2 protein-coding genes and 1 pseudogene are annotated in these 26253 nt (G+C 74.5%); all 3 read left to right on the plus strand.

Features of this window, described 5'->3' with window-relative positions; all coding sequences use genetic code 11:
- Positions 1 to 30 precede the first annotated feature (30 nt).
- Positions 31 to 6843, plus strand: a complete 6813-nt coding sequence (locus LY13_RS24400; protein ID WP_253830911.1) for an SDR family NAD(P)-dependent oxidoreductase — start codon at positions 31 to 33, stop codon at positions 6841 to 6843.
- 46 nt (positions 6844 to 6889) lie between these two features.
- Complete coding sequence (locus LY13_RS24405; RefSeq protein ID WP_253830912.1) at positions 6890 to 19498, plus strand: type I polyketide synthase; 12609 nt, start codon at positions 6890 to 6892, stop codon at positions 19496 to 19498.
- Between the two features lie 70 nt (positions 19499 to 19568).
- Positions 19569 to 26253 (plus strand): annotated as a pseudogene (locus LY13_RS24410) (beta-ketoacyl synthase N-terminal-like domain-containing protein); the annotation flags it as partial.

A 26253-nucleotide genomic window follows, 5' to 3' on the forward strand; every position in this document is an offset into this window, starting at 1 on the left:
GGTGTCGCACGGCTGGATGCGGCGCATGTCGTGGAGGTCGGGCCGGATGCTGCTCTGACGCCGTTCCTCGACGGAGGCATCCCCACCCAACGCAAGGACACCGACGAAGTACACGCCGTCCTCGCCGCGGCGGCCCGGCTGTTCGTCCAGGGGACCGACCTCGACTGGGGCGGCCTCCTGCCACCCGGGCCGCGCGCGGACCTGCCCACGTACGCCTTCCAGCACCGGCGCTTCTGGCTTCCCGCCGACGACACGAGCCGGGACAGCCACTTCCACACCGTCCGCTGGACCCCGTACCGCGACGCCGCACCCACCGACGCCGCAGCCACCGACGCCGCACCCGTCCCGCCCGAGTCCACCCGGACCGCACCGTTGATGGTGCTCGCCGCCGACGGCGACAACCCGTTCCCCGAAGCCACCGTGGTCGCGGGCGCCGACGAGCTGGTCGGCCACGACGGCACCACGATCGTCGCCTGCCTCGGGGCCGCAGACCTGCTCATGGTGCTCCAGCGGGGAATTCCCGGCTTGTGGGTACTCACCAGGGACGCTGAAACGGATCCCGACCAGGCCGCCGTGCGCGGCCTCGTGCACGGAGCCCGCACCGAACGGCCCGACCTCGACGTGCGCCTGCTCGACCTGCCCGGTGACGCCACGGCCGAGGACCTCGCCCGTGCCCGTCGGGTCATCGCGGACCCGGGTGAGGAAACCGACTTCGCCGTTGCAGGCGGCCGGGTCACGGTCCGCAGGCTCGCCCGGACCTCTCGTCCCGATACGGCGTTCACGCCACGGGGCACGGTGCTGATCACCGGCGGCACCGGTGCGCTCGGCGCCACGGTCGCCCGGGACCTGGCAGGCCGCGGCGTGGACCACCTGGTGCTGCTGAGTCGCACAGCCTCCCGGTCCACGGACCTGGCCGCGGAGCTGGAAGGCCGCGGCACGCGGGTCACGCTCGCCGACTGCGACGCCGCCGACGCCGACGCGTTGGCCGCTGTGCTCGAGGGCGTCGGTCCGCTCGACACCGTCGTGCACGCCGCGGGAGCCCTCCACGACGCCACGCTCGCCAACACCACGGCCGAGTCGCTCTCCGCCGCGCGCCGCGCGAAGCTCGACGCCGCCCGCAATCTGGACCGGCTGGCCGGTGACGTTCGTGCGTTCGTGCTCTTCTCGTCGTTCGTCGGCGTGACCGGCAATCCCGGACAGTGTGCGTACGGTTCGGCCAACGCCGCACTGGACGCACTCGCCCGTGACCGGCGTTCCCGTGGGCTTCCCGCCACCGCCGTCGCGTGGGGTCCCTGGGCCGGACGCGGCATGGCAACGTCCACAATGGATGGATTCGCGCGGCGTGGCGTGCGGGCCCTCGACCCGGACCGAGGCGTCGACGCGTTGTGGGCCGCCGTCGCGAGCGGGCGGCCGGTCACCGTGCTCGCCGACGTCGACTGGGACAGATTCGCCGCGACCGTCCCCGGACCGTTGCTGACAGAAGTCGGCCGCGGCGAAGCCCGGACCCGGCCCGGTACGTCCGGCCGCGTCGACGCGCCCTCGACGGTCGAGGACGCACTCGGCCTCGTGCGTGCGCACACGGCCGCGGTCCTCGGCCACGGTGATCCCGAGGCCGTCCCACCCGACGGGAATTTCAAGGACCTCGGGTTCGACTCGTTGACGTCCGTCGAACTCCGCAACGCGCTGGCCGCCGTGACCGGACGGCGGCTGCCGGTCGGCGTCCTCTACGACCACCCGAGTCCGCAGGCGCTCGCCGACCACCTCGGCAGGGCCGATGACACGCGCCCGGCGTCCGTCGCCGCACGAGCCGACGAGCCGATCGCCGTGGTGGGCATGGCCTGCCGTTATCCGGGCGGCATCCGCAGCCCCGAGGACCTGTGGGAACTGGTCCGCGACGGCGGTGAGGCGCTCGGGCCGCTGCCCGACGATCGGGGCTGGGACCTGCGAGCCCTCGCCGAGGCCGGGGTCCCGGACCGCGGCGGGTTCCTCACCGGGGTAGGCGAGTTCGACGCCGCGTTCTTCGGGATCTCCCCGAGGGAGGCCCTCGCCATGGACCCGCAGCAGCGCGTCCTGCTCGAAACGGCGTGGGAGGCGGTCGAACGGGCCGGACTCGATGCGGATGCGCTGCAGGGCAGCGACACCGGGGTCTTCGTCGGGGCCTCCCATCAGGAGTACGGTCCGCGGCTGGACGCCGTGGGTGACGACGTCGCGGGCAACGCGCTCACCGGTGGGCACCCCAGCGTGGCCTCCGGCAGACTCTCGTACGCCTTCGGGCTGCGTGGCCCGTCGCTCACGGTCGACACCGCCTGCTCGTCGTCACTGGTCGCGTTGCACCTGGCCGTACGCGCGCTGCGGGCGGGAGAGTGCGGGCTGGCCGTGGCGGCGGGCGCGACCGTCATGGCCTCGCCCGGGGTGTTCCTCGAGTTCGGCAAGCAGGGTGGGCTCGCGGCCGACGGACGGTGCAAGGCGTTCGGTGCGGGAGCGGACGGCACCGGATGGGCCGAAGGTGCGGGCGTGCTGGTGCTCGAACGGCTCGGTGACGCGCACGCCAACGGGCATCGGGTATTGGCCGTGGTGCGCGGCACGGCGGTCAACTCCGATGGTGCCTCCAACGGCTTGACCGCTCCGAACGGCCCCGCACAGCAACGGGTCATCGCCGACGCGCTCGCCGACGCCGGGTTACAGCCATCCGATGTGGACGCGGTCGAGGCGCACGGGACCGGTACGGCGCTGGGCGATCCGATCGAGGCCGAGGCCCTGATCGGCGTGTACGGCGACGACCGCGGCACGCCGTTGGCACTCGGGTCGCTCAAGTCCAACATCGGCCACGCCCAGGCCGCCGCGGGGGTGGCCGGCGTGATCAAGTTGGTGCAGGCCATGCGTCACGGAAGGTTGCCCCGCACACTCTACGCCGACGAGCCCAGTCCACATGTCGACTGGTCGACCGGGGCCCTGTCACTGCTCACCGAGCCGGCCGAATGGCGTGGCGGGGACCGTCCGCGCCGCGGCGGGGTGTCGTCGTTCGGCATCAGCGGCACCAACGCGCACGTGATCATCGAGGAGGGCGGCGTCACCGAGAGCACCGCTCCTGGTGACGCCGCCTCCGGGAACGGTTCCGCGGCGCAGGACGCCGCCGCGGGCGATCGTTCCGGCGACCTCGTGGCGTGGCCGTTGTCGGCGAAGGACGGCGACGCACTGCGGCGCCGCGCCGACGAACTGGGCGAGTGGTTCGAGCGCTCCGGGGCGGATCCGGCCGACGTCGCGCGCGCACTGGCCGCCCGCACGGCGTTCGGGCATCGCGGCGTCGTGCTCGCCCGCGACCGCGACGGGTTCCGGCGCGGCCTCCGGGAGTTGACGGCGACGCGGGTCCGTGACGGCAAGCTCGCCTTCGTCTTCCCCGGGCAGGGCAGTCAGCGCCTCGGAGCAGGACGCGAACTGTACGCCGCGGATCCGGTCTTCGCCGCCGCGTTCGACGAGGTGGCCGGCGTGCTCGACCCGGCACTGCGGGACGTGTTGTGGGGCGGGGACGCCGGACTGCTGGACCGCACCGAGTACACCCAACCGGCGTTGTTCGCCGTCGAGGTGGCGCTGTTCCGAGCCGTCACCTGTCGCGGGGTCCTCCCCGACCTCCTCCTCGGCCACTCCATCGGGTCGATCGCCGCCGCCCATGTCGCCGGGGTGTTCTCCCTGCGGGATGCCGCGGAACTGGTCACGGCCCGCGGCAGGCTCATGCAGGAACTGCCCGCGGGCGGGGCGATGCTGGCTGTCAACGCCTCCGAGGACGAGGTGGTGTCGTCGGTGGCGGGCCGCGTGTCGATCGCGGCCGTCAACGGTCCGCGTTCGGTCGTCGTGTCGGGCGACGCCGGCGCCGTCGACGAACTCGACGCGTGGTGGCAGGAGCGGGGTGTCCGCACGACACGGCTCGCCGTGAGCCATGCCTTCCACTCGGACCGCATGGACCCGGCGCTGGACGCGTTCCGTGCCGTGGCCGAGCGCATCACCTATTCGACGCCGGAGCGTGCCGTCGTCTCCGACGTCACGGGTGAGCTCGCGGGCGACGAACTGGCCACCGCCGACCACTGGGTGCGGCACGCCCGGCAGGCGGTCCGGTTCCACGACGCCGTCACGACGGCCGTCGCCGAAGGAGCGGACGCCTTCCTGGAGGTCGGCCCCGGCGGCGCCCTCACGGCCATGGTCGCCGACATCGAGCCCGGCGCCGTCGCCGCGGCGCTGCTCGGACGTGGCGCGTCCGAACCGGACGCCGTGACCACGGCACTCGCCAGGCTGTACGCCGCGGGCCGTGGACCTGCTCCCGTGCCGCGGGGTGAGGGCTTGGCCGACATCCCGACCTACCCGTTCCGGCGCGAGACGTTCTGGCTCGCCGGCCCCACGGGCGGGCGGGACACCCACCCCGTGCTGACGGCCGAGGTGACGCTCGCCGACACCGGGGACCTGGTCCTCAGCGGAACCGTCTCGACCGCCACGCACCCCTGGTCGGCCGGACACGTCGTCTCCGGGCGGGTGCTCCTGCCGGGTACCGCGCTGCTGGAGTTGGCCGCGTACGCCGCCGACCGCGCCGGGGGACTCGACGTCGCCGAGTTGACTCTCCTCGCGCCCGTCCCCGTGCCCGACGGGGTGCGGGTGGACATCCAGGTCAAGGTGGACACCGACGGGCGGCTGACCGTCCACAGCCGACCCGAGAACGGGACGTGGCAGGTGGTCGCGACGGGCGCCGTCGGTGCGGTCGCCGCGCCGAGCCCCCGCGTCGACGCGATGCCCACACCGGTCTCCGCGTCCGAGGCCCCGGACGCGTCCTACGATCCGGACGCCCTCTACGAGCGGTTCACCCGCAACGGCCTCGACTACGGTGCCGTCTTCCGCGGGACGACCGGGTTGCGGCGGGACGACAGTGGGTACGTCGCCGACATCGCCTCCCCGGAGGTGCTCACCGGCGGCTACGTCGTCCATCCCGTTCTGCTCGACACCGCGCTGCACGCGGTGGGACTCGGCGAACTCGACGGCGACACCGGGACGGCGCTGCTGCCCTTTTCGTTCACCGGAGTCACCGTCTCCGGCGCCGCACCGGGCCCGCTCCGGGCCAGGGTGACACCGATCGCGCCGCTGTCCGTCGCCGTCGAGGTGACCGACGCTGCGGGCCGCGGCGTCGCCACGATCGAGGAGCTGGCTCTGCGCCCGGCGCCTCCGTCCGATCCGGCCGTGGACCTGCTCCACCAGGTCGAGCACGTCCGCGTGGCCGAGCCGATGGCCGACGTGGAGGCCGACCGCTTCGTCGTCCACCACGGCCGGCAGCCGGCCGAGACGTTGCGGCGCATGCAGGAGTTCCTCGCCGAGCCCGGCGAACGCACCCTCGTGGTGGTCACCGACGGTGGAGCCGGCAGTGCGGGTATCGCCGGCCTCGTGCGGTCGGCGTGCGCCGAGCATCCGGGGCGGTTCGCGCTCGTGGAGAACCCCGGCGGCGAGGGCTCCGACGGCGGTTCCGCCGACCCGACCGTCGCGTATCCCGCCCTGGCATCGGGGGAGCGCGAGGTGCTGTTGCGGGAGGGCGCCGCGCACGTGCCGCGCCTCGTCCGCGTCCCGGCGGGCGAGACCGGCCGTAGCGGCCCCGTGGTCGATCCCGACGGCACGGTGCTGGTGACCGGCGGAACCGGGGGGATCGGGTCGCTCATCGCGCGCCACCTCGCCGCATCGGGGGCGAAACATCTCCTGCTCGTCGGCAGGCGCGGCCCGGACGCGCCAGGTGCGGCCCGACTGGCGGCCGAGCTCAGGGGGCTGGGGGCCGAGGTCCGGATCGAGGCCGCCGACGTCGCCGACCCGGACGGCTGCGCCGCCGTGTGGGCCTGTGCGAGCCGCCGGATCACCGCGGTGATCCATGCGGCGGGTGTGGTCGACGACGGCGTCCTGGAGTCGCTGACGGCGGAACGTCTCGACGCGGTGGCCCGGCCGAAGATCACCGCCGCGCGGAACCTGGCCGCGCTCGCGACCGACGTCGACGCGTTCGTGCTCTTCACCGCGGCCGCGGGGGTGTTCGGCACGCCGGGCCAGGCCAATTACGCCGCCGCCAACACTGCGCTCGACGCGCTCGCCGCCGACCGCGCCGCCCGTGGCCTGCCCGCCACGGCACTCGCGTGGGGCCTGTGGGACACCGGCGATGCGGGCGGCATGGACACCGGTCTCGCCGACACCGACCGTGCCCGGCTGGCTCGCCTCGGGATCCGCGCCCTGTCGGAGGACGAGGGATGCGCCCTGTTCGACGCCGCACTGCGCACCGGCCTGCCGAACCTGGTTCCGGCACGCATCGACACGGCCGCGCTGCGCGGCGCGGGTGAGGTGCCACCGCTGCTGTCGCGGCTCGCGGGCCGAGCGGCGGGCGCCCCGGCGAGGTCCCCGGCCACGTCCACCGGGTCCACCGGCGACGAGCCGCGGCCCGACCGGTGGGCGGCCATGACCGCGGCCGAACGCGACCGCGCACTGTTCGGCCTGGTCTGCACCACTGTGGCCGCCGTGCTCGGCCACGCATCGCCGTCCGAGATCGATCCGGACAGCGACTTCAGTTCGCTCGGCTTCGACTCGCTGGCCTCGGTGCAACTGCGCAACGAACTGTCCGCCGCGACCGGCCTGTCGCTGACGACCACGCTCGTGTTCGAGCACCCCACGCCCGAGTCGCTCGCGGCGGGCCTCGCGGAGCGGCTGGCCGGAACGGATGCGGACCCGGAACCCGAGTCCGCGTCCGGGGAGGGGCCGGGCGAGGAGGTCGACCAGGACGTCGACATCGCGTCCGACGACGAGCTCTTCGACCTCATCGACAGGGAGTTCGGCGACTAGTGCGAGTCATGGGAGCGACGACCGGACACGGGGCAGGTGAGGTCGCATGAGTACCGAGCAGAAGCTGCGGGACTACCTGAAGAAGGTGACCACCGATCTGAGGGCCGTGAAGCGGCGACTCGCCGAGGTCGAGGCCGCCGAGTCCGAGCCTGTCGCCGTCATCGGCATGGCCTGCCGCTATCCCGGCGGGGTGCGTTCGCCCGAGGACCTGTGGCGACTGGTCGACGAGGGCCGGGACGCCACCACCTCGTTCCCGACGGACCGCGGCTGGCCCGTCGACCTGCACGACCCCGACGGAGGTCCCGGCACCTCCCGCACCGGCCGCGGCGGATTCCTGCACGACGCCGCCGAGTTCGACGCCGACCTGTTCGGCATCTCGCCCCGCGAGGCGCTGGCCACCGACCCGCAACAGCGGCTGCTGCTCGAAATCGCGTGGGAGGCGTTCGAACGCGCGGGGCTCGACCCGCGTGCGATGCGGGGCAGCCGCACCGGCGTGTTCGCCGGGTTGATGTACCACGACTACGCGGCGCGGCTCGACGGCATTCCGGAGCAGCTCGAAGGGTTCGTCGTCAACGGCAGCGCGGGCAGCATCGCCTCGGGCCGGGTCTCGTACACCTTCGGGCTCGAAGGCCCCGCCGTCACCGTCGACACCGCGTGCTCGTCGTCGCTGGTCGGGTTGCACTGGGCGACGCGCGCCCTGCGGTCGGGTGAGTGCTCGATGGCCCTCGCGGGCGGGGTGACCGTCATGTCGACACCGCAGGTGTTCGTCGACTTCTCCCGGCAGCAGGGCCTGGCCCCGGACGGGCGTTGCAAGTCGTTCGGGGCCGACGCGGACGGCACCGGCTGGGCGGAGGGCGCCGGCTTCCTCCTGCTGGAACGGCTGTCGGACGCGGTCGCCAACGGCCATCCTGTACTCGCTGTCGTGCGCGGCACCGCGGTCAACTCCGACGGGGCGTCCAACGGCCTCACCGCGCCGAGCGCCCCCGCGCAGCGCGCCGTCATCCGTGCGGCACTGGCCGACTCAGGACTGGACCCGTCGGACGTGGACGCCGTCGAGGCGCACGGCACCGGTACGCGGCTCGGTGATCCGATCGAGGCGCAGGCGCTGCTGGACACCTACGGCCGCGACCGGTCGGAGCCGCTACGGCTCGGCTCCATCAAGTCCAACATCGGGCACACCCAGGCCGCGGCGGGTATCGCGGGCATCATCAAACTCGTCGAGGGCATGCGCCACGAGACCCTGCCCCGCACCCTGCACGCCGACACCCCGAGCCCGCACGTCGACTGGTCGTCCGGGTCGGTCTCCCTGCTCACCGATCCGGAGGCGTGGCCGAGGGGAGAGCGGATCCGCAGGGCGGGGGTGTCGTCGTTCGGCGTCAGCGGCACCAACGCACACGCCGTCCTCGAGGAGCCCCCTGCCGCGGACGCCGTAGGCTCCGCCGACGACGCCGTCCGTTCCGGACCCGCGCTGTGGCCGCTGAGCGGTCACAGCGCCGACGCGCTGTGCGGCCAGGCCCGGCGGCTCGCGGGTGTCGCCGACGGACTCGACGCAGCCGACGTGGGATTCACCCTGGGCACGGCGCGGGCCTCGCTCGCGCACCGGGCCGTCGTCCTCGGCGAGCACGCCGCCGCGGTGCGGGCCGTCGCCGACGGAGACGATTCCGCGGACGTGGTCGCAGGCACTGCCGTCGCGGGCGGCACCGCGTTCGTGTTCACCGGTCAGGGATCGCAGCGGGCGGGTATGGGCGCCACCCTGGCGGAGGCGTTCCCGGCATTCGGCGCTGCCTGGCACGAGGTACTGGACCTGCTTCCGGAGCCGGTGCGGGAGGTCGTCGAGAACGCGGACCTGCGGATCGACGACACCGAGTACGCCCAGCCCGCGATCTTCGCCTTCGAGGTCGCGCTGGCCCGGTTGTTCGAGTCGTGGGGAGTCACCCCGGACATCGTCATCGGTCATTCGGTCGGCGAGGTCGCCGCGGCGCACGTGGCCGGGATCTTCACACTCGCCGACGCCACCCGGCTCGTCGTCGCCCGCGGCGCGCTCATGGGCGCGGTCACCACGCCGGGTGCGATGGCGGCCCTGGCGGTGCCCGAGTCCGAGGTGGACCTGCCGGAGGGGGTCGAGCTCGCCGCGGTCAACGCCGCGGGTTCGATCGTCGTCTCCGGCGACGCCGAAGCCGTGCGGTCCACGGTGGACGACCACCGCGGACGCGGCGTGCGCGCGACGCTCCTGCGGACCAGTCACGCCTTCCATTCCGCGCACATGGACGCGATCCTGTCCGCGTACGCCGACGTCGTCGACGGCGTTCCACGCCATCCGCGCACGGTGGACTTCGCCGCCGTCGCAGGCACGGCCGACCCCGACGTCGGGCCGGAGGACGCCGCGTACTGGGTCGCCAACGTCCGCGCCACCGTGCGATTCGCCGACGGCGTCGCGCGTCTCGGAGCCGTGCGTGCGGTCGAGATCGGCCCGGACGCCGCGTTGACACCCCTGGTCGACGGTTGTGTGCCCGCCGGGAAGCGGGACCGCGACGAACGGCGCACTGTGCTGGAGGCCCTGGCCCGCCTGCACGTCACCGGGCAGCCCGTCGACTGGGCGGCCTTCCACGCCGGTGCGCGAACGGTTCCTCTGCCCACGTACGCCTTCCAGCGCAAGCGGTTCTGGGCCGACGCGCCCGCGACGGCGGGGCAGCCCGCATCGGACTCGCTGCGTTACCGCGTCACGTGGTCGCCCGCGGTGGTCGACGGGATCGGCGATTTCCCGGCCGGAACGTACGCGTGGGACACCGAGGTTCCCGGCCTCGACACCGTCAGCGAACCGCCCGCCGGCGCGACGCTGCTGTTCCGGCCTGCCACGGCCGAGGAGGCGCTGGAGCGCATCCGGCGTGCCGTCTCCGCGGACGTGCGGCTCTGGTGCCTGGCGGACGGCCCCGAGGCCGCGGCCGTCGCCGCGCTCGGCCGGGTCGCGGCGCTCGAACACCCCGACCTGTGGGGCGGGACGATCGAGCTGGAGGGAGACCTCGACGGACGGCTCGACCACGTGCGGGCCGTCGTGGCTGGTGCCGGTGACGCCGAGGACGCCGTGGCGCTCCGGGATTCCGGTCCGCACCTGCGCAGGCTCACACCGGCGCCGGCACGCCCCGACGCGGAGTGGCGGCCCGCGGGTCCCGTGCTGATCACCGGTGGTACCGGCGGCATCGGATCCCGTGTGGCCCACTGGGCCGTCGACCGGGGTGCGACCGAGCTGGTTCTCACCGGTCGCCGTGGTCCCGACGCCCCCGGCGCGGCCCGACTACGCCGATCATTGGAGGAACGCGGCGCCGCCGTGACGATCGCCGCGTGCGACGTCACCGACCGCGACGGCCTGGCCGTACTGCTCGCCGCGCACCCCGTGGACGCGGTGTTCCACACGGCGGGCTCGGTCGTGACCCGGCCACTGGCCGAGACGACGGCCGACGACCTGAGGGCGGCACTGGAGGCCAAGGTCACGGGTGCGCGCCTGCTCGACGAGCTGACCGGCGAGCTGAGCGCCTTCGTGCTGTTCTCGTCGATCGCCGGTGTCTGGGGCAGCGGCGGGCTCGGTGCCTATGCCGCCGCGAACGCGCTGCTGGACGACCTCGCCGAGCGGCGGCGCGCACACGGCGCGGCGGCGCTGTCGGTCGCGTGGGGTCCGTGGGGTGAGGTGGGCATGGCCATCGGCGAGACCGCCGACGACCTGATCCGCCGAGGACTGCGCCCGTTGCCCCCGGAGACCGCACTCGACGCGCTCGGCACGGCGCTGGCCACGGGCGACACGTGCGTCACGGTCGCCGACGTCGACTGGGCCCGGTTCGTCCCGGCGTTCACGGCCCGCCGCCCCAGCCCACTGCTGTCCGGCATCCCGGGCGCGCGGCCGGTCGAGACGGTGCGTCCCGCGACGGCCGCGGCTGCCGCGATCGGTCCCGAGGACGCGGCCGACATCGTGCTCGAGCGGGTCGCCACCGTGCTGGGCCACGACTCGGCCGCGGACGTCGACCCGACGAGGGCCTTCCGCGATCTCGGATTCGACTCGCTCACGTCGGTCGAGCTGCGCGACGCCGTTGCGGGGGCGACCGGGTTGCGCCTGCCCGCCACGGTCGTCTTCGACCACCCGAGCCCGGCGGCGTTGATCGAGCACGTCGTGTCCGAGCTCACCGGTGGTGGCGAGGTCGCGACGACCCGGTCCCCGGCGGCCGGCAGCGACGCCGATCCGGTCGTGATCGTCGGCATGGGCTGCCGGTTCCCGGGCGGTGTCGACGCCCCGGAGTCTCTGTGGGATCTACTGCGGGCCGGTGGTGACGTGGTCGGCCCGTTCCCCGCCGACCGCGGCTGGGACCTCGACGCGCTCGTCGACCCCGACCCGGACCGGCCCGGCACCACGTACACCGCCGAAGGTGCTTTCCTCGACGACGCGGCCGCCTTCGACGCCGCGTTCTTCGGAGTGTCGCCACGCGAGGCCGTGGCGATGGATCCGCAACAGCGCGTCCTGCTGGAGGTCACCTGGGAAGCCCTGGAACGTGCCGGTGTCGACCCCTCCGGGTTGCGCGGCACCGACACGGCCGTCTTCGCCGGAACGAACGGCCAGGACTACGCCTCGGTCCTCGCCGACGCGCCCGACCGCCCCGACGGCTACCTCGGTACCGGAAGCGCGGCGAGCGTGCTGTCCGGCCGCGTGTCGTACGCGCTGGGGCTCGAGGGGCCGACGATGACCGTCGACACGGCGTGCTCGTCGTCGCTGGTGGCGCTGCACCTGGCGGCACGTGCCCTGCGGTCGGGGGAGTGCTCGCTCGCGCTGGCGGGCGGAGTGACGATCATGGCGACCCCGACCGCCTTCACCGAGTTCGCCCGGCAGCGCGGGCTGGCCGCCGACGGCCGGTGCAAGGCCTACGCCGACGACGCCGACGGCACGGGGTGGGGCGAGGGCGCGGGCGTGCTCGTGCTGGAACGGCTGTCCGACGCCCGCCGCAACGGCCACCCCGTGCTCGCGACCGTGCGCGGCAGCGCGGTCAACTCCGACGGCGCATCCAACGGTCTGACCGCACCGAACGGCCCCGCTCAGCAGCGCGTGCTGCGCGACGCGCTGGCGGACGCCGGTCTGCAACCCTCCGAGGTCGACGCCGTCGAAGGCCACGGGACCGGGACCCGGCTCGGTGATCCGATCGAGGCGGGCGCCCTCGGCGCCGTCTACGACACCGGCAGGCAGCAGCCGTTGTGGCTCGGGTCGGTCAAGTCCAACATCGGTCACACCCAGGCGGCGGCGGGAGTCGCGGGCGTGATCAAGTCTGTGCTCGCCCTGCGCCACGGGATCCTGCCGCGCACACTGCACGCGGCGGTGCCGTCCGCGCACGCCGACTGGGGCGCCGTCGCGCTCCTGCGCGACGAGGTGCCGTTGCCGCAGCAGCGCCGTCCCGGCCGCGTCGGCGTGTCGTCGTTCGGGTTCAGCGGTACCAACGCTCACGTCGTTCTCGAACAGGCGGTGGTCGACCCGCCCGCGCCGGCCGGCACCGGCGGCGCGCACGAGCGGCCCCAGGCGGACGACTGGCCCGTGGCGCTCGTCGTGTCGGGGCGCAGCGCCGCCGCGGCCAGGGCGCAGGCCGGGCGGCTCGCGGACTTCCTCACGGCCCGGCCCGAGTGCCGTCCCGCCGACGTGGCCGTGACGTCGGGAGCGGCGCGGGCGGCGTTCGACCACCGGATCGGGATCGTGGCCTGCTCCGCCGACGAGGCCGTCGAGCGGCTGCGGGCCGCGCGGGACGTGACGGAGGCCGCGGCCGGCCGCGTGGCGTTCGTGTTCACCGGTCAGGGTTCGCAGCGGGCCGGGATGGGCCGCGGCCTCGCCCGGCGCTTCCCCGCGTTCGCGGAGGCGTGGCACGAGGTGCTCGCCCTCCTGCCCGGCGACGTCCGCGAGGCGATCGACGGGGGCGAACCGGTCGAGGACACCCGGTACGCCCAACCCGCGATCTTCGCCTTCGAGGTCGCGATGGTGCGGCTGCTCGAGTCGTGGGGCGTGCGTCCCGACGTCGTGCTCGGCCACTCGGTCGGCGAGATCGCCGCCGCCTACGTGGCCGGCGTGTTCACGCTGGCCGACGCCACCCGGCTGGTGACCGAGCGGGCCGAGCTCATGGGCTCCGTGGCGACACCGGGCGCCATGGCGGCGATCGCCGTGTCCGAACAGGACCTGCCGGTCGTCCCGGGCGTGGAACTCGCGGCGGTCAACGGCCCCGGTTCGGTCGTGGTGTCCGGGGACGCCGACGCCGTGGACCGGCTGGTGGCCGGGTACCGCACGGACGGCGTCAGGGCGTCGCGGCTCGCCGTGAGCCACGCGTTCCACTCCGCGCACATGGACGGGACCCTCGACCCTTTCGCCGCCGTCGTCGATGCGCTTCCGCGCGAGCGGCCGCGGGTCGAGTTCGTGCGCGTCGCCGAGGCCGAGGGCGACATCGGTCCCACCGACACGGCGTACTGGCTCGCCAACGTCCGCTCGACCGTGCGGTTCGCCGACGGGGTCGCCCGGCTGGACGCGGCTCATGCGATCGAGGTCGGACCCGAGGCCGCGCTGCTGCCGTTCCTGGCCGGCGTGGACGGCGTGGCCGGCCCGCTGAGTGCCGTCGCCACGCAGCGTGGCGACGGCGACGAGGTCGAGTCCGTGATGCGCGCGCTCGCCGCGCTGTGGACACGGGGGGTCGGGGTCGACTGGCGTGCGGTCCACCCCGGCGCACGGTTCGTCGAGCTGCCGACGTATGCGTTCCAGCGTGACCGGTACTGGCCCGCCACCCGGCAGCGGGTCGATGACCCCTGGCGGTACACGCCCGTGTGGCGCGAGATCCCGGTACGCACCGAGGGCCCATCCGGGGCGAATGTCCCGGGGACGGAGGGGGCCACGGTCCTCGACATGACCCGCGGGACACCCGCCGACCTCGGCGCGGCATTGCGCGACCTGCCGGATGGCGACCGGGTGTGGTGCCTGACCCACGGCGCGGTGGCCGTCGGCGACGAGACGCCCGACCCGGACCAGGCGGCGATCTGGGGCCTCGGCCGCGTGATCGCCCTCGAACAGCCGGACCGCTGGGGCGGACTGATCGACGTCGCGTCGCCGCACACCACGGACATGGACGCGGTGCGCGGCGCGATGGCAACCGGTGAGGACCAGGTGGCCCTGCGCGAGACCATGCTGGCTCAGCGCCTCGTGGCCGCGCCGCACTCGCGAGGCCGATCGGTCCTCGACGGTGCCACGGTGCTGATCACCGGCGGCACCGGCGGACTCGGTCTCGCCGTGGCGGGACAGCTGCGCGGCGCGGCCAAGATCGTCCTGCTGAGCCGCAGCGGTCGACTCGACGACGACGCCCGGTTCGGCGCCGACGTCGTCGTGGAGCGGGCCGACGTCACGGACCGCGACGCGCTCGCCGCCGTGGTGGCGGAGCACCGGCCGAACGTCGTGATCCACGCCGCGGGAACCGGAGGGTCGCGCACGCCCGTCTCCTCGCTCGGCGGTGCCGAGCTCGCCGAGGTGTCCCGCGCCAAGGTCACCGGCGCCCGGTTGTTGGACGAACTCGTCGGCGATGTCGACGCGTTCGTGCTGTTCTCGTCGATCGCCGGGGTATGGGGCAGTGCGCAGCAGGGTGCGTACTCGGCGGCCAACGCCGCGCTCCACGCCGTCGCCTCCGCGCGCCGCGCCCGCGGGCTCAACGCGACCGCCGTCGCCTGGGGGCCGTGGTCCGGGACCGGGATGGCCCACGACGCGGGAGAGCTGGACGCGCTCGGCCGGATGGGCCTGCGCCCGCTCGACCCGGACCGGGCCGCACGGGCACTGCTGCGCGAACTCGGCGGCGCAGAGCCGGTGGTGGTGCTCGCCGACGTCGACTGGGAGACGTTCCACCCCGCGTTCACCGCGCGGCGTGGCTCGCCGTTGCTGTCGGAGCAGGCGGTCTCGACCGGCGCAGCCGTCCCCGCCGGGGACGGGTCGCACGCACGCGCACGCGGCGCCGGGGCGGATACGCCGACGAAGCTCCCGGCCGCGCAGGCGGTCAAGGTGGTGAGGGAGCAGGCCGCCGAGGTGCTGGGACACGCGGACGTGACCGGCGTCGGTGCCGACACCGCCTTCCGCGACCTCGGGTTCGACTCGTTGACCGCGGTGGAACTGCGCAACCGGATCGCCGACGTCCTCGGCGTGCGGTTGCCCGCGACCGTCGTCTTCGACGAACCGACGCCGCGGCGCCTCGCCGCACTGTTGTCCCGCGAGGACGACGCGGCGGCCGGACTGTCGGCGGGGGCGGAAGTCGTCGCCGACGACGATCCGGTCGTCATCGTCGGAGCCGCCTGCCGCTTCCCCGGCGGGGTGCGCTCGCCCGAGGACCTGTGGCGGCTGGTGCTGGACGGCACCGACGCGGTGGGCGGACTTCCCACCGACCGGGGCTGGCCCGCGGCCCTGTACCACCCCGACCCCGACCACGCGGGCACGTCGATGTCGCGGCACGGCGGTTTCCTCGACGACGCCGCCGGGTTCGACGCCGGCTTCTTCGGGATCAGCCCCCGCGAGGCGCTCGCCATGGATCCGCAGCAGCGGCAGCTGTTGGAGGTGTCCTGGGAGGCGCTGGAACGCGCGGGGATCGACCCGCACACCCTGCGTGGCAGCAGCACCGGGGTGTTCGCGGGCGCCAACCCCAACGACTACGCATCCGTGCTGGCCGCGGGAACCGACGACGTCGGCGGGCACCTCGGCGTCGGGAACGCGCCGAGCGTGCTGTCGGGCCGCATCGCCTACACCCTGGGTCTCGAAGGCCCGGCGCTGAGCGTCGACACGGCCTGTTCGTCGTCGCTGGTCGCGCTGCACCTCGCGGGGCGGGCGCTGCGCGAGGGGGAGTGCGACCTCGCGCTCGCGGGCGCGGCCACGATCATGTCCACGCCCGGGGTGCTGGTCGAGTTCACGCGCCAGCGCGCCATGTCCCCGGACGGGCGGTGCAGGGCTTTCGGCGCGGGGGCCGACGGCACGGGGTGGTCCGAGGGCGTCGGCATGCTCGTGCTGGCCCGGAGGTCGGCCGCCGAGCAGCGCGGCTACCCGGTACTGGCGGTGCTGCGCGGCACGGCGGTCAACTCCGACGGCGCCTCCAACGGGCTCACCGCGCCCAACGGCCGGTCCCAGCAACGGGTCATCCGCGCCGCGCTGGCCGACGCCGGGCTGCAGCCGTCCGATGTGGACGTGGTTGAGGCGCACGGAACCGGCACGACGCTGGGCGACCCGATCGAGGCGGAGGCCCTGCTCGCGGTCTACGGCAGGGACCGGGACCGCCCGCTGCGGTTGGGGTCGCTCAAGTCCAACATCGGGCACGCGCAGGCCGCGGCCGGTGCCGGAGGCGTGCTGAAGACCGTGTGGGCCATGCGCCACGGCATCCTGCCGCGCACGCTGCACGCCGACGAGCCCAGCCCGCACGTCGACTGGTCGTCGGGCGCGATCGAGCTGGCGACCGAGGCCACCGACTGGCCGGACACGGGCCGCCCTCGCAGGGCGGGTGTCTCCTCCTTCGGGTTCAGCGGCACCAATGCCCACGTGATCCTCGAGGAGCCGCCCGCGGCCGGCACCGCGCCGCAGGCAGGGACCGGCGACGTCGGTGCCGGCGACAGGGGCGCTCGGACGGCGTTCCCGTTGCACGCGCTGCCCCTGTCGGCCGCGTCCCCGTCCGCGCTGCGTACGGTCGCCGACCGGACGGCCGGAGCGCTCGGTGATCCGGCGGCGGTGGCGCGTGCGCTGGCCACCACCCGTGCCGACCTGAGCCACCGCGCCGTCGTCACCGGCGCGGACCGCGACGAGCTCGTCGCCGCCCTCCTCGACCTCTCCGGGCCTGCCTCCCGTGACGACGTCGGGACCACCACCGGTGCCGCACGGGCAGGTGGTGGGGTCGCGTTCCTGTTTCCCGGCCAGGGCGCCCAGCACGCCGGCGTCGGCAGGGCGCTGGCCGAGGCTCACCCGCCGTTCGCCGCCGCGCTCGACGAGGTGTGCGCACACGTCGACCCGCACCTGGATCGCCCGCTGCAGGACGTGCTGTTCGCCGAGCCCGGGTCGGACGATGCGGCCCTGCTCGACGAGACCGCGTACACGCAACCGGCCCTGTTCGCACTGGAGGTCGCGCTGTACCGGCTCGTGACGAGCTGTGGCGTGACGCCGGTCGCGCTGCTCGGCCACTCGGTGGGCGGCCTCGCCGCCGCCCACGTCGCGGGCGTGCTGTCGGTGGCCGATGCCGCGGCCGTGGTCGCCGCACGGGGAAGGCTGCTGCAGTCGTTGCCCGGGGGCGGGGCGATGCTCGCCGTCGACGCCGGGGAGGAGGACGTGCGCCCGCTGCTCACCGCCGGTGTCGACATCGCCGCCGTCAACGGCCCCGCAGCCGTCGTCGTGTCGGGCGCGGCCGACGAGGTCGACGCCCTGGCGGAGGCGGTGCCCGCCCCTTCGCGGCGACTCCGGGTCAGTCACGCGTTCCACTCGTCACTCGTGGAGCCCGTACTCGACGAGTTCCGCGCCGTCGTCGCAGGCGTCGACCTGTGCGACCCGGACGTCCCCGTGATCTCCGACGTCACCGGCAAACTCGCCGATCCGGGCGAACTGACCGACCCGGAGTACTGGGTACGTCACATGCGCAACGAGGTGCGCTTCGCCGAGGGCGTCCGGTCCGCGCTGGACGCCGGTGCGGACCGGTTCCTCGAGATCGGTCCCGGCGCCGCGCTCACCGCGGCGGCGCGTGGCACCGTCGAGGCGGGCGTGTTCGCCACGGTGCTGCGCCCCCGTGCCGACGAGGTTCGTTCGGTCGTCGATGCGCTCGCCGAGCTGTACGTCGACGGGGAGCACGTCGACTGGTCCGTGCTCGCGGGGAAGCCAGGGACACACGCCGAGTTGCCGACTTACCCGTTCGAGCACACGCGCTACTGGCCCGCACTCCCGGACACCTCGTCGGATCGGCACTACGTCGTCGAGTACCGGTCCGTTCGGCCCGGAGACGGCCCTTCGGGTCACTGGGCGGTACTCGGCGACGCCTGCGGTCTGCGTGCGGCGCTGGCGGATCGGGGGGTGAGCGTCGGTGACGACCCGACGGCAGGGCCCGGCGGTGGTGCGCCCGACGGGGTCGTGGTGGTCGACCCGCCCGACGAGACCCACGTGCTCGACCTGCTGCGCCGGACCGGAGCTCCACTGTGGATCGTCGGTGGGGACGCCGGAGCCCACGCACTGGGCAGGGTCGCGGCGCTGGAGCAGCCGTCGCGCTGGGGCGGGGCCGTCGAGGTGGACGAGCCCGACTGGTCCGCCGTCGCGACCGTCCTCGGCGGGACCGAGGACCAGCTGCGCGTGCGCGGATCCGACGTCGAGGCGCGCCGGATCGTCCGTGCCGAGCCGGGACGAGGTATCTGGAGTCCACAGGGGACGGTCCTGGTCACCGGGGGTACCGGCGCGCTGGGCGGTCACGTCGCGCGCGGGCTCGTCAACGCCGGGGCCGAGAAGGTCGTGCTGGCGGGACGCAGCGGCCCCACCGCACCGTCGGCTGCGGCGTTGCGGGAGGAATTGGGGGAGCGGGCCGTGATCGTGGCCTGCGACGTCACCGACCGCACCGCACTGACCGCGCTGTTGGCCGAGCACCCCGTGGACGCCGTCGTCCACGCCGCGGGCGTGGCACACCTCGCCCCGGTCGACGAACTGACCGACGAGGAACTGGCCGAGGTGTCCCGCGCCAAGGTCACCGGCGCCCGGTTGTTGGACGAACTCGTCGGCGACGTCGACGCGTTCGTGCTGTTCTCGTCGATCGCGGGCGTGTGGGGCAGCGGGGAGCACGCCGCATACGCCGCGGCCAACGCTCGGCTCGACGCCCTCGCGCTCGACCGGCACCGCCGCGGGCTGCCCGCGACGGCCGTCGCGTGGGGACCGTGGGACGGCGGTGGCATGGCTGCGGGTGACGTCGGCGACGGCCTCCGCCGTCGCGGCCTGCGCCCGCTCGATCCGCAGGGTGCGGTCGCCGACATGGTGCGTCTGGTCGGGGACCGTCCGACGGCCGTGGTGGCCGACGTGGACTGGGACGTGTTCGCTCCGCTGTTCACCTCGTCCCGCGCCGCACCGCTGCTGGACGAGGTCGCCGTGCCCGCTGCGGCGACCGGCCTCGGCACCTCCCCGGCTCCGTCCGGCACCGGCGAGGACGGCGCACTGGCCGACGAGCTCTCCCTGCTCGACGAGGCGGGGCGTACCCGGCGACTGCTCGACCTGGTACGTGCCGAGGCGTCGCGCGTGCTGCGTACCCCGAGCGTCGACACGCGCCGCGGCTTCCTCGAGATCGGGTTCGACTCGCTCACCGCGGTGGAACTGCGCGCCGCGCTGGCGGCGAGCACCGGACTGTCACTGCCCACGACGCTCGTGTTCGACCACCCGACCCCCGAGGCGCTCGCCGAGTACCTCGCCGACGAGCTGCGGCCCCACGCCGATCCCGGTGGGGAGCTCGATCGGCTCGAGGCGCTCGTCGACACGGGCGGGATCGACGACGCCGACGGTGTGGCGGCGCGGCTCCGTGCGTTGGCCGACCGGCTGACCCGGAGTGACGAGCCGGCGGGCGAGCTGGCCGATGCCGGAGCCGACGAGCTGCTCGACCTGATCCGGTCGGAGTTCGGCAAGGAATGACGAGGACGGTGATCAGCGCGTGACCGAGCGCTCAGCGACCGAGCAGAAGCTGCTGGACAACCTCAAGTGGGTGACCGGCGAACTGCGCACGGCCAAGCGCAGGTTGGAGGAGGTCGACGCCCGCGACGGCGAGCCCATTGCCGTCGTCGGGATGGGCCTGCGCCTGCCGGGCGGCGTCCGCACTCCGGAGGCGCTGTGGGAGCTGCTCGCCGACGGCCGCGACGCCATCGGCCTGCTGCCCACGGACCGCGGCTGGGACCTGGCCGCGCTGCAGCACCCCGGTCCGGATCACCCCGGCACCACGTACGCCGAGGGCGGTGGGTTCCTCGACGGTGTCGCCGACTTCGACGCGGATCTGTTCGGCATCAGCCCTCGCGAGGCGCTGGCCATGGACCCGCAGCAGCGACTGCTGCTCGAGACAGCCCATGAGGCGCTCGAACGCGCCGGCCTGCCTCGTGACGCCGTGCGCGGCAGCCGCACCGGTGTGTTCGTCGGTACCAGTGAGCAGCGGTACGCCTCCCTGCTCGGCGACACCGACGCGGTCGAGGGGCACGGCCTGACGGGCACCGCCCTCAGCGTCGCCTCCGGAAGGCTGGCTTACACCTTCGGCCTGCGCGGACCGGCGCTGACGGTCGACACGGCGTGCTCGTCGTCGCTGGTCGCCCTGCACCTGGCCGTCCGGGCACTGCGCCGCGGCGAATGCGGGATGGCGCTCGTCGGCGGCGCCACCGCGATGCCGACGCCGGGCGTGTTCGTCGAGTTCGCGCGACAGCGGGGCCTGTCGGCCGACGGGCGTTGCAAGGCGTTCGGGGCCGGCGCGGACGGTACCGGCTGGTCCGAGGGCGCAGGTGTGCTCGTCGTCGAGCGGCTGTCCGACGCCGAGGCCAACGGCCGTCCCGTGCTGGCCGTGCTGCGCGGGACGGCCGTCAACGCAGACGGCGCCAGCAGCGGTCTGACGGCGCCGAACGGCCCCGCCCAGCGCCAGGTGATCCGGGATGCGCTCGCCGACGCGGGACTCGCACCGTCCGATGTGGATGCCGTCGAGGCGCACGGCACCGGCACGACGCTGGGCGACCCGATCGAGGCGCACGCCGTGCTGCGGGCCTACGGCCGGGACCGCGACCACCCGCTGCTGCTGGGATCACTCAAATCGAACCTCGGACACACCCAGGCCGCGGCGGGCGTGTCCGGGGTCATCAAGGCCGTGCTGTCGCTGCGTCACGGTGCCGTTCCCCGCACGCTGCACGCCGACGAGCCCAGTCCGCACGTCGACTGGTCGTCGGGCGCCGTGCGGCTGGCGACCGAGCACACCCCGTTCCCCGTGACGGACCGGCCCCCGCGCGTGGCCGTGTCGGCGTTCGGCATGAGTGGCACCAACGCACACGTCGTGCTGGAAGCCGCGCCGGAACGCGGAGAACCGACCGGGGAAACCGGCCCGACCTCCGATCACGGTCTGCTGTGGACGGTGTCGGGTCGTGGCCGGGACGCACTGCGCGCGCAGGCCGGCGCGCTCGCCGACGCGGTGCGAACCCACGCCTGGGAACCCGCCGCGGTGGCCCGGGCCCTGATCGAGACGCGGACGGCCTTCGACCACCGTGCGGTCGTCGCGGGCCGCACGACCGACGAGCTGCTCGCCGGGCTGGACGCGGTCGCCGCGGACACGGAGCCCACGGCCGGCCTGCGGGCGAGCGCGGGCCCGGACCGGCGGGTCGCGCTGGTGTTCCCCGGACAGGGGTCGCAATGGGCGGGCATGGCCGTCGACCTGCTCGACGACCCGGTGTTCGGGCCGCGGTTCGCCGAGTGCGCCGACGCGCTCGCACCGCACTGCGGGTTCGACGTCCGCGAGGCGCTGCGCTCCGGCGACGACCTGGAACGCGTCGAGGTCGTGCAGCCCGTGCTGTTCGCGGTGATGGTGTCGCTGGCGCACCTCTGGCGCGAGCGCGGGCTCGTGCCCGCCGCCGTCGTGGGCCACTCGCAGGGCGAGATCGCCGCCGCGTGCGCTGCGGGAGCACTGTCGCTCGAGGACGCGGCACGGGTCGTGGCGCTGCGGTCGCAGGTGCTGCTCCGGCTCGCGGGCCGGGGCGGCATGGTGTCGATCGCCGCCGACGAGGAGAGCGTGCGAGCGCGGATCGCACCGTACGGTGAGCGGCTGTCCGTGGCCGCGGTCAACGGGCCGACCGCCGTGGTCGTCTCCGGCGAGCCCGCTGCGCTGGACGAACTGGTCGCGGGCTGCGCGGCCGACGACGTGCGCGCCAAGCGCATCGCGGTGGACTACGCCTCGCACTCCGCGCAGGTCGACGAGCTGCGCGACGAACTGCTCGAGGTGCTCGCGCCGATCCGCCCCCGCGCCGGTTCGGTGCCGCTGCGATCCACGTTGACCGGTCGTGTCGAGGACGGGTCCGCGCTGGACGCGCGCTACTGGTTCGACAACCTCCGCGGCACGGTGCGCTTCCACGACGTGGTGGCGGACCTGCTCGCCGACGGGGTCGACACGTTCGTCGAGGTCAGCCCGCATCCGGTGCTCACCGTCGGCATCGAGGAGGCCGCGGGTGAGGGCGTTCTCGTGACCGGCACGCTGCGCCGCGACTCCGACGGCCGCGACGAGCTGCTGCAGGCCGCCGCCCGGCTCCACGCCCACGGCGCGGAACCGGACCTCGGCGCGCTCATGGGCTTCGACCCGACGCCGTCCGGAACGCGGCGGGCGACGCCGCACATCGAACTGCCCACCTACGCGTTGCAGCAACGCCGATACTGGCCGTCGGGGACGCCGTCCGGCGACGCGGCCGCGCTCGGCGTCGGGTCGGCCGGTCACGCCCTGCTGGGTGCCGCGGTCGTACTCGCAGGCGGCGAGGGTGCGGTTCTCACCGGCCGGGTGACCACAGGAACCCATCCGTGGCTGGCCGACCACGTCGTCACGGGCCGGATCGTCGTACCGGGCACGGCGTTGCTCGACCTCGCACTGCACGCGGCCGACCAGGTCGGCGCCTCCGCGGTGCTCGACCTGACCCTGGAGTCCCCGCTCGTCCTGCCGGAGGGAGGCGGAGTGCAACTCCAGGTGGTCGCCGGTCGCGCCGCCGACGACGGCTCCCGGCCGGTCACCGTGCACTCCCGACCGGACGAGGACACGCCGTGGACCCGGCACGCCGTCGGGGCCGTGGGTGACGTGCCGGCCGGAGGCGTCGAGGGAATCGCGTGGCCGGACGGCGACGACGTGCCACTGGACGGTCTGTACGCCGAGCTCGCCGCCCGCGGTGTCGACTACGGACCCGCGCTGAGGGGACTCCAGCGCGTGCGCCGGGACGGCGGCGACCTGGTGGCAGAGGTGCGGCTGCCGGAGTCGGTGCGGGCCGCCGGGTTCGGCGTGCACCCGGCCCTGCTCGACGCCGCTCTGCACGCGACGGCGCTCGGGGGCATCGACACCGCTCCGGAGACGGTACTGCTGCCGTTCTCGTGGCGGTCCGCACGGTGCCGGGCCACCGAGGCGACCGCGCTGCGGGTTCGCCTCACCCCGCTCGGCGTTGATGCCGTCGCCCTCGCAGCCGTGGACCCTGCCGGCGCTCCCGTGCTGTCGGCGGAGCTCGCGTTCCGGCCGCTCGCCGACGCGGCTCGCGCCCCCGTGACCGACCTCTACCGTCTCGAATGGACACCCGTCGACGCGGAGCCCGCGGCGCGCACCGTGTCCGACGACGAGGTCGTCGCCGCACTGGACGGGGCGAAGAACGGCACCGTCGTGTGGCGGGTCGGTGACCCGGCGATGGCGGCCGTGCTGCCGGTGCTGCACCACGCGCTGGGCACCGAGGCCTGCCTGGTCGCGCTGCTCGACGGTGACCGCCCCGAGTTCGCCGCGGTCGCCGGGCTGTTGCGCTCGGCGGCCACCGAACATCCGGGCCGATTCGCCGTCGTCGACGGTGGCGAGGCGGTCCTCGGCGACGAACCGTGGCTGCGGGTCCGCGACGGCGTGGTCACCGCACCGCGGCTCGCCCGCGCCGCGGTGACGCAGCCGGACGGGGACGACCACGCACGTCCGGCACCGTTCGGTCCGGAGTCGACGGTCCTGATCACCGGCGGCACCGGGACACTGGGTCTTCTGCTGGCCCGGCACCTCGTCGAGTCCCACGGTGTGCGGCGGCTCGTGCTCGCCGGTCGCACCGGAGGGCCCGTGCCGGAGCTCGACGCGGACGTCGCCGTCGTGGCCTGTGACGCCACCGACTCCGGCCAGGTCGACGCCCTGCTCGCCGCGCATCCCGTGACGGCGGTCGTCCACGCGGCCGGCGTCCTCGACGACGGCGTGGTGGAGTCGATCACCCCGGAACGGGCCGCCGCCGTGGCCGCGCCCAAGTCCACCGCCGTCACCGTGCTCGACGAGGCCACCCGCGGTCTGGACCTCACCGCGTTCGTGGTGTTCTCCGCCGCGGCGCATCTGTTCGGGAACGCGGGGCAGGGGGCCTACGCCGCGGCGAACGCCGCCGCCGAAGCGGTCGTCGCGCGCCGCCGCGCCGAAGGGCTGCCCGGCCTCGCGCTCGCCTGGGGGCTGTGGGAACGCGCCAGCGGTATGACCGGGCACCTGGACGATCGTGACCGAGCCCGCATGGACCGGGGCGGTGTGCGCGCGCTGTCGGACGAGCACGGGCTCGCCCTGTTCGACGCCGCCGTGTCCCACGACGTCCGGTCCGGTGCGGAGCAGGCGGGCGACGGAATGGTGGTACCCGTCGGGCTCGACCTGGCCGCGGTGCGTGAGGCGGGCGACGATGTCCACCCGCTGCTGCGCGGCCTGATCCGGCCCGCGCGCAGAAGGGCCGCCGAGGCGATGCCGGCCGGGCTCGACGGCCTGCCGGAGAAACAGCGCCGTGCGGCGGTGCTCGAGACCGTCCGTACCCAGGTCGCCGCCGTGCTCGGGCACGACTCGGCCGAGGCCGTCGACCCCGGCAGGGCGTTCCGCGACCTCGGCTTCGACTCGCTGACGGCCGTCGAACTGCGCAACCGGCTGGCTGCCGCGACGGGGGAGCGGTTGCCCGCCACCGTCGTGTTCGACCATCCCACGCCGCAGGCTCTGGCGGACCTGCTCGACGACCGGCTCGAGCCGGGACCGGCGACGACCACGCCGACCGCGGCCCGCACCGACCGGGACACCGACGAGCCGATCGCGATCGTCGCCATGTCCTGCCGGTTCCCCGGCGGTGTGCGCACGCCCGAGGAACTGTGGCGGCTGGTCGCCGACGGCGGGGACGCGGTGACGGGATTCCCGACCGATCGCGGCTGGGACCTCGAAGGAGGGTTCGACCCGGAGGGCGAGCGGCCCGGCTCGTTCGCCGTCAGGCAGGGCGCGTTCCTGCACGACGCGGCCGAGTTCGACGCCGACCTGTTCGGCATCTCCCCACGAGAGGCGCTGGCCACCGACCCGCAACAGCGGCTGCTGCTGGAAACCTCCTGGGAGGCGTTCGAACGTGCGGGCCTCGACCCGCACGGGGTGCGCGGCACCCGCACCGGCGTGTTCGCGGGCGTGATGCACCACGACTACGCGACCCGGCTGCACGAGGTGCCCGCCGACCTGGAGGGCCTCGTCGGCAACGGCGGTTCGGCCAGCGTCGCCTCGGGCCGCGTCGCCTACACCTTCGGCCTCGAAGGACCGGCGCTCACGGTGGACACCGCCTGCTCGTCCTCGCTCGTGGCCGTGCACCTCGCGGCTCGATCCCTGCGGTCGGGGGAGTGCGACCTGGCGCTGGCGGGCGGGGTGACCGTGTTGTCCACGCCCGGTCTGTTCGTCGAGTTCTCCCGGCAGCGCGGTCTCGCCGCCGACGGCCGGTGCAAACCGTTCTCCGACGCCGCCGACGGCACGGGCTTCGGCGAAGGCGCGGGAGTGCTGTTGCTGGCGAGGCTCTCGGACGCGCGGCGTCTCGGATACCCGGTGCAGGCCGTGCTCCGCGGGAGTGCGGTGAATCAGGACGGCGCGTCCAACGGCCTCACCGCCCCGAACGGTCCGTCGCAGGAACGTGTCATCCGTTCCGCACTCGCCGACGCGGGCCTTGAACCATCCGATGTGGACGTCGTCGAAGCCCACGGCACCGGGACGACGCTGGGCGACCCGATCGAGGCGCAGGCCGTGCTGGCCACCTACGGTCGAGACCGCAACGGGCCGGTCCGGCTGGGGTCGGTGAAGTCCAACATCGGCCACACCCAGGCCGCTGCCGGCGTCGCCGGAGTCATCAAGGCCGTGCAGGCGATGCGCCACGGTGTACTGCCGCGTTCCCTGCACTCCGAGGTGCCGTCGAGTCACGTCGACTGGACCGCGGGTGCCGTCGAGCCGGCCGCCGAGAACCGGCCGTGGGACGCCGAGATCCGGCGCGCGGGGGTGTCGTCGTTCGGCGTCAGCGGCACCAACGCCCACGTCGTCCTGGAACAGGCCGCTGAGCCGGTGACCGAGCTGGAACAGGCGCCGGAGCCGGGGAGGATCGTGCCGTGGATCGTGTCCGGGCAGACCGAGGGCGCGGTACGGGAGCAGATCGCACGGCTGCTGGCCGCCGAGCCGGACGGTGCCCTCGAGACGGCGTGGTCATTGGCCACCGGCCGCGCCGCGCTGCCGTGTCGTGCGGTCGCCGTGGGACGCACGCGCGACGAGCTGCGCACCGCGTTGAACGCGGCCACCCCCGTGGAGGCACGACGGGGTCGTGTGGCGTTCGTGTTTACGGGTCAGGGCAGTCAGCGTGTGGGTATGGGTCGTGGGTTGGCGTCGGTGTTTCCGGTGTTTGCGGAGGCGT

The organism is Prauserella aidingensis (genome assembly GCF_024171865.1).
GTDB classification, from domain to species: Bacteria; Actinomycetota; Actinomycetes; order Mycobacteriales; family Pseudonocardiaceae; genus Prauserella; species Prauserella aidingensis.